Annotated in this window: 15 protein-coding genes and 1 pseudogene; 15 read left to right on the forward strand and 1 reads right to left on the reverse strand. The window is 47.4% G+C overall.

Features of this window, described 5'->3' with window-relative positions; translation table 11 throughout:
* The 6 genes from EDM55_RS29305 to EDM55_RS29330 all read left to right on the forward strand — a co-directional run.
* The coding region (locus EDM55_RS29305) for a 3'-5' exonuclease (protein WP_148040084.1) at positions 1-415 on the forward strand (415 nt) is incomplete at its 5' end.
* Positions 416-1,210 (forward strand): hypothetical protein, encoded by a 795-nt coding sequence (locus EDM55_RS29310; RefSeq protein ID WP_122962074.1) that lies wholly within the window; start codon positions 416-418, stop codon positions 1,208-1,210.
* A gap of 14 nt (positions 1,211-1,224) precedes the next feature.
* Complete coding sequence (locus tag EDM55_RS29315; RefSeq protein WP_122962075.1) at positions 1,225-2,070, forward strand: replication protein; 846 nt, start codon at positions 1,225-1,227, stop codon at positions 2,068-2,070.
* A complete protein-coding gene (locus EDM55_RS29320) occupies positions 2,048-3,406 on the forward strand; it encodes a replicative DNA helicase (protein WP_122962076.1) in 1,359 nt (452 codons plus the stop codon). The genes EDM55_RS29315 and EDM55_RS29320 overlap by 23 nt, the downstream gene beginning before the upstream one ends.
* Positions 3,384-3,692, forward strand: coding sequence for a hypothetical protein (locus EDM55_RS29325; protein WP_122962077.1), 309 nt, complete (start codon positions 3,384-3,386; stop codon positions 3,690-3,692). Before EDM55_RS29320 ends, EDM55_RS29325 begins: the two co-directional genes overlap by 23 nt.
* A gap of 176 nt (positions 3,693-3,868) precedes the next feature.
* Positions 3,869-4,300 (forward strand): DUF5651 domain-containing protein, encoded by a 432-nt coding sequence (locus tag EDM55_RS29330; protein WP_122962078.1) that lies wholly within the window; start codon positions 3,869-3,871, stop codon positions 4,298-4,300.
* A 3-nt stretch (positions 4,301-4,303) separates the two neighbouring features.
* Here EDM55_RS29330 and EDM55_RS29335 read toward each other — a convergent pair whose 3' ends face one another.
* Positions 4,304-4,519 carry a hypothetical protein gene (locus tag EDM55_RS29335; RefSeq protein WP_122962079.1) on the reverse strand — a complete coding sequence of 72 codons (216 nt, stop codon included), beginning with the start codon at positions 4,517-4,519 and terminating at the stop codon, positions 4,304-4,306.
* Positions 4,520-4,616: 97 nt separating this feature from the next.
* Here EDM55_RS29335 and EDM55_RS29340 point away from each other — a divergent pair, with 97 nt between their 5' ends.
* From EDM55_RS29340 to EDM55_RS29385, 9 genes and pseudogenes are all read left to right on the forward strand, one after another.
* Positions 4,617-5,066, forward strand: a complete 450-nt coding sequence (locus EDM55_RS29340) for a hypothetical protein (RefSeq protein ID WP_122962080.1) — start codon at positions 4,617-4,619, stop codon at positions 5,064-5,066.
* Between the two features lie 39 nt (positions 5,067-5,105).
* Complete coding sequence (locus EDM55_RS29345) at positions 5,106-6,116, forward strand: phosphoadenosine phosphosulfate reductase domain-containing protein (RefSeq protein WP_122962081.1); 1,011 nt, start codon at positions 5,106-5,108, stop codon at positions 6,114-6,116.
* A 34-nt stretch (positions 6,117-6,150) separates the two neighbouring features.
* Positions 6,151-6,441 (forward strand): hypothetical protein, encoded by a 291-nt coding sequence (locus EDM55_RS29350; protein ID WP_122962082.1) that lies wholly within the window; start codon positions 6,151-6,153, stop codon positions 6,439-6,441.
* Positions 6,442-6,457: 16 nt separating this feature from the next.
* A complete protein-coding gene (locus tag EDM55_RS29355) occupies positions 6,458-7,249 on the forward strand; it encodes a hypothetical protein (RefSeq protein ID WP_122962083.1) in 792 nt (263 codons plus the stop codon).
* Positions 7,250-7,293: 44 nt separating this feature from the next.
* A complete protein-coding gene (locus EDM55_RS29360) occupies positions 7,294-7,614 on the forward strand; it encodes a hypothetical protein (RefSeq protein ID WP_122962084.1) in 321 nt (106 codons plus the stop codon).
* 41 nt (positions 7,615-7,655) lie between these two features.
* Positions 7,656-7,934 carry a hypothetical protein gene (locus tag EDM55_RS29365; protein WP_141296403.1) on the forward strand — a complete coding sequence of 93 codons (279 nt, stop codon included), beginning with the start codon at positions 7,656-7,658 and terminating at the stop codon, positions 7,932-7,934.
* A gap of 312 nt (positions 7,935-8,246) precedes the next feature.
* Entirely contained in the window at positions 8,247-8,711 is a 465-nt protein-coding gene (locus tag EDM55_RS29375) for a hypothetical protein (protein WP_122962087.1), read from the forward strand.
* 37 nt (positions 8,712-8,748) lie between these two features.
* Positions 8,749-9,000, forward strand: coding sequence for a hypothetical protein (locus EDM55_RS29380; protein ID WP_122962088.1), 252 nt, complete (start codon positions 8,749-8,751; stop codon positions 8,998-9,000).
* Between the two features lie 54 nt (positions 9,001-9,054).
* Positions 9,055-9,351, forward strand: a pseudogene (locus tag EDM55_RS29385) (hypothetical protein); the annotation flags it as partial.

The raw sequence follows: 9,351 nt of genomic DNA on the forward strand, positions 1-9,351 counted from the left end.
CGAAAACATTGCCTTTCGAATTCTCCGAAACATCATGAAAGATAGTCTGTTGGTCGCCCACAACGCTGCTTTCGATCTTCAATTCCTACATTGGGGCATGCAGAGATTAGCCGGGAAAACCTTCGACAATTCGTTCATCGACACACTAACCATATCGCGGGAACGCACCACGTATCCTCACAAACTGACTGACATGTGTTCCAAATATGGCGTGGAGATGGAAGGCGCTCACCGGGCACTAAATGACGTAGAGGGATGCTGGAAGCTTCTGAATGCTTTAAATGATCAGGAGTCCGTTCTCCCTTTCGTGAACAAGCTTGGTTATCTGAAGAAGTACGATCCACCCGAATGGATTCCGGCATACGCAACGCTCTTCCCAACGCAAAACAAATACGAAGCTCGCGAGGTGATTTAAGTGTTCAAAATCAGATTGGTAAAAGATATACGAACGGATAAGGGCTGGATCAGTGCTGGAGAAGAATTAGAAGCAAGAATTCTACCCGGTGGTAATCCTTTTGATATCGGTAGACCATATCAGGTCATTGAAGGGAAGTATTCCGGGATTGAGATTCTTCAGACGCACGCTATCACCATCCCAAAAGAAAAGCTGTATACGGAGCAGCAATACAAAACTCTGACAAACGAGCTACAACAGGTACGCCAGGAATTGAAGGTAAGTAAGGGGCGAAATTCCTTACTTGAGGTGAGGCTTGAAGAAAGGCGTAGGGCTGCTGTGGGATGGGAAAAGTCGTGGGAAAAACAACGGAAAATGAACCAGCAGCTCCAACAGGAACTCAAAACCGTAGCTATATCAGAAAAAGTAATCTTGCCACAAGATGTAGCAAATGCGATCGAGAAATGCCGTGGTGTTGAAATGTCTGACTACGGAATAATCACGCTATCTGTTAACCCCAAAAATTTGTGTAGGGATTATCCAAGCGAAGTAATCGATGCTCTCTATGTGATCAAACAATACACATACACCTACTCGAGTGAGGATTTCGAGAGTGATACGGGAGCGGACAAGCTCTTAAAAGCTCTGGTCCACGGGTACACGGTTGAATTGTCGCTACAGGATCGGATCAAGCAAGGCGTCCAGGCCATTTACGAAGAGTGGACAACCATTCCAACATCAGGGAATGACCAGGCAGACGGAGTTGACCTGGCTGAGCGGATAAGTACTTTTGTTACGAGTGAAATGAAGCTGTAAAGCAGGTGGGGTGAATGCCTCAAATCGAGGACGGCTACACACGGATTGCCAATGAAATACTCGAAAACATCATGAAAGTCAGCCTGAATGGCACTCAGTTCCGTATTGTGCTGGCCGTCTGGAGATACACCTACGGATTTCAGCGCAAGGAACACGATCTGTCACTGAGTTTTCTGTCCAAAGCAACAGGAGCAAGCAAGAGTCAAGTAGACAGAGAACTTTCGGCGTTGATAGACCGGAACATAATAAATGTCGTCGGGGCTGGCGGAAGAGGTTCACGAGTAGTGACTTTCAACAAGAACTATGCTGAATGGACTGAGTGTACTCCACGTAGAGGACTGTACTCCACGTTAGGTACAGAAGTGTCCTCCACGGTGAGTACAGAACCGTACTCCACGTCGAGTACTAAGAAAGAAAAGATTAAAGAAAAAAAGAAAGAAACTCGACAACGCAAAACGTATGCCGAGGACAGCACCTATTTTAAAATGGCAGTTTACTTCCACAGCAAGATCAAAGAGATGGCGGAGGCAGAAGGTTTCAACCATTCATCTATTGCAAAAGCTGACCTACATAAATGGGCTGATGAATTCCGGAAGCTGGTTGAAATCAACAAAGTCGAGGACAAGCGACTGATCGCAGAAGTCATTGACTGGGTAACTGCCGACTCTTTCTGGAAGACAAACGTTCTTTCAGCCAAGACACTCAGGGACAAGTTTGGGGAGCTGGCATTGAAAATGAAGGTTTCAGCGAAGCCCAAGCAGCAACAGAAGCCTAAAGCTGATCCCCGTGATAAAGATATTGCGTTACAACGATGGATACAAGAAGGGAAAGATCCAGATGAGTTTTATTGGGAAGATTGAAATAAGCGATATACAGGCGGAACAATCTGTCCTCGGTGCGGTCTTTCTGGATCAGAAATCTTTGGATTCGATTGGGTTTTTGGAGGCCAGAGACTTCTCAAATATACGTCATCAAAAGATTTTCGAGGTCATGCGGTACCTGCACCGAGATAACAAGCCGGTTGATATCGTTACAGTGACTTCGGAGTATTTGAACTACGGCCGGATTGATGATTCTGGTGGAGCTGCGTATCTCACTGAACTTGCCCGATCTTGCCCCACAGCGGCAAACGTAACCTACTACGCGGAGATCGTCCGGTCTAAGGCGCTCCGCAGACGTGGGACGGAAGCAGGCATGAAAATATCCAACCTGTACAGCGAGGACTTCACTTCTGACGAGGAATACTTTGCTGCAATCGAGTCGATTGTGAGCGAGCTCCGACCACAAGGCCTACGGAAAATGATGGGCTTTGCAGAGAGTGAGGAGGACTACTTTGCTCACCTGACAACGCCAGCTGAATTCATCCTCACAGGTTTCAAAAACTTCGACGAATGGGCCAAGGGGCTATGGCGAGGCTGGCTATATGTACTAGCCGGTAGGCCAAGCGCCGGGAAGACTGCGAAGCTTCTGCAATTCCTGTACGGCATCGCTCGGCAGCACCGAAATGGAAAGGCGCATATGGATGCCGGTGCAGTATTGCTTTGGTCGCAAGAAATGGGCAGGGAACAGATTTATGATCGTTGGATGGCAATGACTACAGGCGTCAATTACAACCGCATCAAGAGCAAGAACCTTGATTTTGAAGAACTGGGCAAGATTCGTCAGCGATACGAAACGCTGAAGAAGTACCCACTGTTCGTACAAGACAGCGCTGGCGTAACAATTGACGAAATACGATCAACTGCCAGGCTGTTCAAACGACAATACGGGAAAATTGGAGCTATCGCTGTTGACTACCTTCAGATCATGAGCATTCCTCAGAAGCGAGGGGAAACACGATCGGATGCCATTGGTAAAGTCACTCGGGCAGCGAAGCAACTGGCCAGGGAATTGGACTGCGTGTTCATTCTCCTATCTCAAATGACACGTGATTCGGAAAATGCTTCAAAGCCACAGCTTTCCCACCTGAAAGAATCGGGAAGCATCGAGCAGGACGCTGATGTAGTGGAATTCCTCTGGCATGATCCGGAAGATACAGATACAAGTGGAGGCAAAGTGGTGCAGTCATTCATCGCTAAGGGACGGGACATCGGAGTGAACGAATTCCGTCTTCTCTTTAAGGGATGGATGCAACGGTTTGAAGAATTGCCGCCGAAAGAGCGTGATTTCGGAAATGCGAAAAATCGAAAACGATGAGCAGTTGAAAAATTCATTGGAATGGCTGCTGGAGAAAGCGAAACAAATGGAGCATCCGCTTATGACAGAGGAAGCCAAGGCTGAGCTGATGGCAAAGTACGATTTCGTTTCATCAAGGGTAGAGGAATACCGGAGAGAGCAAACACTTCTCAAGTTCCCTTACCTTTATCGGATAGACGGAACTGAGGCACCAGAACCCGAAGTGCAGGGGGATGTGAAGCCAGATCCGGAGCCAGCCCCACAACAGGCCAAACCGGTTAACTTGTCTGCGTGGTTGGATGATTAAGGTGAGAGGTTGATGGTACATGGGGAAAAAGCACAAACCGAAGCCGGATCATCCCTGGAGACGTGGGTTTGTCACCAGAGACGTTAACGAGCACATAAAGCAATCGATAATAAATCCGCATGTGAACAACTGGAAGGTAGGCGGTGCTCTACCGCCGTGGAACGGGAGGAAATGAGATGGCAATTAATTATCTGAACCGCAATCAACAGGAACAGTTACTGTTGCTGACGCTCAACATGGTAACGCTGGAAGAATTGGCGAAGCATGAAAAATTCAAATTTGCTGCAGGCGATCTACGCCGCGCCCGTTCATTCGCACAGCGTGCATATGAGGCAATTAAAGAAGAACTGGACCCACATGATCTGGACAAGGTGAACAAGATTGCTGTTGAGTCCAAGTTGCTAATCAGGACCAGAACTCAACCAGGTGAGAGCCAAGCTATTATCGATGTTCCACTGATACACGATCTGACCATGTATGCGATCGGAAGTAACTGCAGCGGATGCACGAAGTCCGACTGGAAGAAGTGCCACCTCAGAGCGGTTCTCATGGACACGTACTGCCCACCAGCTCAGGAGACTAAAACAGATTGCCAATTTAGGCAGTGAGAGTTATTCATACCGTTTCCCGTGGCCGCCAAAAAGCTCCCGGACATGGTTGTAGACTCGAACGTGCATGTCGGGGAAGACAATCGCGACCTCGCCTTCTTCAAGCGGCAGCTTATCTGAGGGCTGCTCGATCACAAATGGTATTTCCATAGAGGTCAGAGCTTCTTTCAGGTAACTGATCTCTGACCAGGGGACAGAGTAATAAAACGACTTTTCCATATGCCCAACTCCTTTTGGTCATTATGCCATGGGGAGTTGGGACAATAAAGGCGGCTTAACACAAGCTCAATTATGTAAAACAAGGGGGATGGAATAAATGCCAAATTGGTGTAACGGTGCGTTGAAAGTGCGTGGAGAAAAAGAAGACGTGTTGCGGTTTCTGAAGGAAGGGTTAAAACCTGTTGGGTATCTCGGTGAAACAAAACAACCAGAGATTGAAGAAGACGAATGCAGTATTACGATCAAAAGCGACCTACACGCTCTACACATAAACGGGACACGGAGATGCTTCGTAGAAAGAACGGTCATCGAATGGTGGTATGATCAGATACTCGTTCTTGATGTGGAGTGCGCTTGGGCGGTTGACGTTGAAGGATTGGCCAAGGTCTCTGAAAAGTACAATCTCGACTTTAAAATCTACGCTTTCGAAAAGGGTATGGAATTCAATCAGGATATTGAGATTCACAGGGGCAAGGTAATCAAAGACGATGAAATACAATTCCACGATTACGAGTGGGAATGCATCGATCCGCGTATTGGTGGATGAATACAAATCGCTCAGTTTGTAACGAAAGGAGGCGCCGAAATGCGAAATCACATCATCTTTTTCAGCGGAGGGAAGTCGAGCTTTTCGGTTGCTGACTGGGTGAAAACCAATTATCCAGAGGACAATATCGTGCTTTACTTCACGGACACGCTCTGGGAAAACTTCGATCTGTATCGGTTTATCGATGAGGCATCAGACAAGCTGGAGCTGCCGATGCTGACGCACAGCGCTGGGCTCAATCCGGTGGAGCTTATGTTTGAAAAGAAATTAGTCTTCAACAGCATGATCGGTGATTGCTCGAAGGTTTTGAAGATGCGGGTAGCAGCAGATTTTCTAAAGAAAGGCAAAAGGCCAGCAATTGAGAAATGGCGGAACAAGAAGCACCTGAAAGACGAAGGCTTTACCACAGATGCAACCCTGTACTTCGGAATCGGCTTCGAGGAAATGCACCGGCAGGGACCGATCAAGAAGAACTGGCAACCGTTCCAAGTGGAAATGCCAGCGATTGACCACTTCATTGACAACAACGAGGTGCTGAAGAGGTACGGGATCAGGCAGCCTGTGATGTACGATCTGGGATTCAGCCACAACAACTGTAATGGGCGGTGCGTGAAGGCTGGCCAGGGGCACTACAAGAATCTGAAACAAAAGATGCCTGACGTCTTCCGTCAGATCATGGAGCAGGAGCATCACCTGAAAATGTGCGTCTCGGCATACCGGTACATTACGGATACCAAGGTGCCAGAGGCAGACAGGATACCGCCACATGTCCAAGAGATCATGCTACAGGAGTTGGATGATGCATACCGGGATTACTTCTATGGCAGAGCTGATAAGCCGAAACTGTACATTCATCCAGCGGCCGGGGCAATCTATGAATACGCGAAGATCAAGCAATACAGTTTCATGAAGAAGTCGAGTGAACCATACCCGATCAGGGAACTTCACTACGATGATGAGCGAGAGCCAAAGCAGATTGACATGTTCGATATCGGCGGGTGCGGCTGCTTCTCGGACCCGGATATGAACGCGGAGGTGTGCGCGATTTAACATTTTGTGTACTGTGAAAAAGGAGTTGAAGACTTTGAAAAAATATAGGGTCGACAGCCATTCCTGGTCCAGCAGGGAATATGAATCCATCGGGCAAGCAGAAGGACAGTATGAGCTGACCAAAGATCGGCTTATGGGCGAAGGTGTAGATGAAGACGGATACGTGGAATTAGTCAGCAGCAAAGACGACTTTGAAGATTACACAGTCCTCAAAAGGGCGTTAGTGGTGGTGGACGAGGAAAAAATGAAAAAAAGTACGCCACGCGAAGATGGCTACGATTTCGATTATTGGGCGAAGTGGCAAGAAGTAGACTTGCCACAATAGTTAGGGAGGGAAATTCATGGCAGGAAAGTCGAATGTCAAGGCCGACGAGATCAAACGGGCACTGTCCAAACGCCATATGGATGATTTGTTTCTTACCGAAGTAAAGACCGGCGCGACATGGAGCAATAAGGAACTGCTGAAGTTCGATGCTTTTGCAATCAAAAAGAGCTGGGCAAAGCCACGCCTGACTGGATACGAGGTCAAAGTGAGCCGAAGTGACTTCTTGCAGGATGAAAAATGGCCGGGATACCTGCCGCATTGTCACTGCTTCAGCTTTGTCTGCCCGAAAGGCTTGATCGCGCCAGAGGAGCTAACTGATGGGGTTGGCCTTATCTGGTATTACCCTGATACTGGCGCCCTTGTAACGAAACGACCAGCTAAATATCGTCTGATCGATATACCAGCTGACCTGCTGTATTACATCCTTCTGTCACGAACCGACTCTGACCGCCATCCGTTTTTCAGCGATCGGCGGGAGATGATCGAATCATACCTTACACAAAAAGAAGCACGTCTGCGAATCGGACAGGACTTTAAAGGCCGTTTGTTCGATGAGATCAGCGGACTGAGGACAAAGGTCAAAGAGTTGGAAGATGAGCTGAGATATGGCGGAAATAAAGGTGAACAGCTTACTCAGATCAAAGAGGCAGCTGAGAAAGCAGGTATTAATACTAATCGCAGATGGTGGCCGAACGATGTTGTAGAAATGCTTGGCCAAGGAATGCACCCTGATATGAAGCATGCGATTGAGAGGATCAAGAGAAATGTGGATGAGATGACAAAACTGGTTGAGGCATCTGGACAGTAGGAAGCACTTAACAAATCGGTAATTTTGGAAAGGTGGAATGATCGATGGAAGTCCAGGACGTCACAAAGCTTGATACGGTATTTGGTGGCAGCGTAATGAAACTGTTGCCGGCATATTCAGACATTCCGGACGGATTCGGGATGTACGGCAGCAATAAATGGGTCAGAGTTGTATCAGACTGGTTCTTCTACGGGTTGAAGAACTGCAAATGGGTTCCAAAAGAGGGAATTGACCAAGCGAAAGCATTGCGACACATCCAAGCTTGCATGGCATCCTTTGAACCAAAGCACGAACACAAAATGGAAGGCTGCGCATACCTGCTGAGTCTCTGGTTCAATGACGTGACGTATGAACGGGCGAAGTAACAAACCACACGATTTGCTAAATGGAGGGGAAGCAATTGTGCGTGACTGGTAATCGTAGAACAGTAACGATCACTCCATGTCCGTTTGAAATTGAAATAGATGATTGCATAGCGGATGAGATTGTCTGGCTGAACGAACAAGGAGTACGAACATTAAATAGTTGCTGCGGTCATTTACAAGGCAAGCCTGTCGCTCTCATAGACGCCAATCACGGATCGCTGCGAAAAGCAATCGAGCTAGGGTACAAACCAATACAATTCGATGGCTTGATGTACGAGATCGAGCTAAAGGGTTTACAAAACAATCGGTTTGTTGAATAGGGGGTATGTCCATGGGTATGCGGTGCAGTAAATGCAGCCGAGAAGTATTGTACTCAACACAAAACGGAAACATCGTCTGGTGGGAGTGCGGATGCGGAGCCAGTTGGCAAAAGGGTTCTGATATTAAACCTCCATTAGGGCTCATGCCTCGAAAGATTTGGGAAGAAAAGAGACTTGATGAGGTCGTATCTGCCATCGCTCGGTATCTCAATGTGAATCGGACCATTCCTAGAGAATGGGTAGAGGAATACAACGAACTGACAGAACGTTTGTCTTAACAAAACATTACTTGTGATAAGGGGAGGGTAGTACATGGGAACGGAACGGATAATTACTACGGTAAAATCGACCACCCGTCTCTTCAAGCAACCGCACAAGATCGGGGACGTTATCGAGATACGAGATAAGTCTTATCTCATTCTCGGTATAGAGCGATTTAAACTATATGGTCACGAACTGACCATCTGGTTCACATGTCAGGATCTGACTAAGACAGACTTTCTTTCGATGAACAAAGCCTATAAACAACAGCATGCTGTAGAAGCGTTTGTAAAGGCAAAGCATGACAATGAGCGTCTCAGATTGTACGAGTTAGGTACCGTCCACTACATCGAGGGACAGGCTTACAAGATTCAAGAGTACACGGAAATACTCATCAAAGGAACGGACATTGAGATCAGCTTCACAGTTCGACCGATCTACCCAATCGATCGGAAAGAGGCAAAAGCGAAGCTGTTCTCGGAGCGACGTAAAAAGCTACAGTTAGAGATTTTATAAAGATCGGCACGGATCGGTGCCTATGGGAGGGAACGGGATGCAAGCAGGACGTGAACTGGATGCGAAAGCGCCAGAGGAAGAAGTGCAATATCAGTTGTACAAACTACTCGCTTTCGCAATTCAGGAACTAAGTTTCTTTTCCAGCTACGAAAAAATATCCGAAGCTCTTGCACTTCCAAATCCGGAACAAATTCTTTCCAATCGCGCAAAAATGGCTGTCGATCGAATCGAAGCACAGGACCCGCACTTCTTTTCTGGATATGTAAAGTTCAAACGAAATAAAGTGTAAGGGACTTGGATTGAGTGCTTAACAAAAGAGAAAGTTCGAAGAGGGGAAACATACATGCGATTTGTCGGAATCGACCCGTCAACCAAAACGGGATTCGTCGCACTGGACAAGCAGGGAAATGTAGTCAAGCAGAAGGAGCTTACGGGGATCGGTAGCCAGGACCCCATTCGAATGACCACACTGGTTGATGAAATCATGGACCATGTGCAGACGGGGGATATCATCTGCATCGAAGGCTTCGGCTTTTCTTCTCAGCAGGCTATCCAGCTCGGTGGTATCGGATGGGGCGTTAGAATGGCGCTGTATCGAAAAGGTTTCAAATATTTCGAAGTGGCACCCATGGCACTGAAG

The organism is Brevibacillus centrosporus, assembly GCF_003710815.1.
GTDB classification, from domain to species: Bacteria; Bacillota; Bacilli; order Brevibacillales; family Brevibacillaceae; genus Brevibacillus; species Brevibacillus centrosporus.

What these genes read in the sequence shown, in the direction of transcription:
- EDM55_RS29315 (WP_122962075.1), top strand. Translation starts at nt 1,225, where the DNA reads ATGCCTCAAATCGAGGACGGCTACACACGGATTGCCAATGAAATACTC.
- EDM55_RS29320 (WP_122962076.1), top strand. Translation starts at nt 2,048, where the DNA reads ATGAGTTTTATTGGGAAGATTGAAATAAGCGATATACAGGCGGAACAA.
- EDM55_RS29325 (WP_122962077.1), top strand. Translation starts at nt 3,384, where the DNA reads ATGCGAAAAATCGAAAACGATGAGCAGTTGAAAAATTCATTGGAATGG.
- EDM55_RS29330 (WP_122962078.1), top strand. Translation starts at nt 3,869, where the DNA reads ATGGCAATTAATTATCTGAACCGCAATCAACAGGAACAGTTACTGTTG.
- EDM55_RS29335 (WP_122962079.1), bottom strand. Translation starts at nt 4,519, where the DNA reads ATGGAAAAGTCGTTTTATTACTCTGTCCCCTGGTCAGAGATCAGTTAC.
- EDM55_RS29340 (WP_122962080.1), top strand. Translation starts at nt 4,617, where the DNA reads ATGCCAAATTGGTGTAACGGTGCGTTGAAAGTGCGTGGAGAAAAAGAA.
- EDM55_RS29345 (WP_122962081.1), top strand. Translation starts at nt 5,106, where the DNA reads ATGCGAAATCACATCATCTTTTTCAGCGGAGGGAAGTCGAGCTTTTCG.
- EDM55_RS29355 (WP_122962083.1), top strand. Translation starts at nt 6,458, where the DNA reads ATGGCAGGAAAGTCGAATGTCAAGGCCGACGAGATCAAACGGGCACTG.
- EDM55_RS29360 (WP_122962084.1), top strand. Translation starts at nt 7,294, where the DNA reads ATGGAAGTCCAGGACGTCACAAAGCTTGATACGGTATTTGGTGGCAGC.
- EDM55_RS29375 (WP_122962087.1), top strand. Translation starts at nt 8,247, where the DNA reads ATGGGAACGGAACGGATAATTACTACGGTAAAATCGACCACCCGTCTC.
- EDM55_RS29380 (WP_122962088.1), top strand. Translation starts at nt 8,749, where the DNA reads ATGCAAGCAGGACGTGAACTGGATGCGAAAGCGCCAGAGGAAGAAGTG.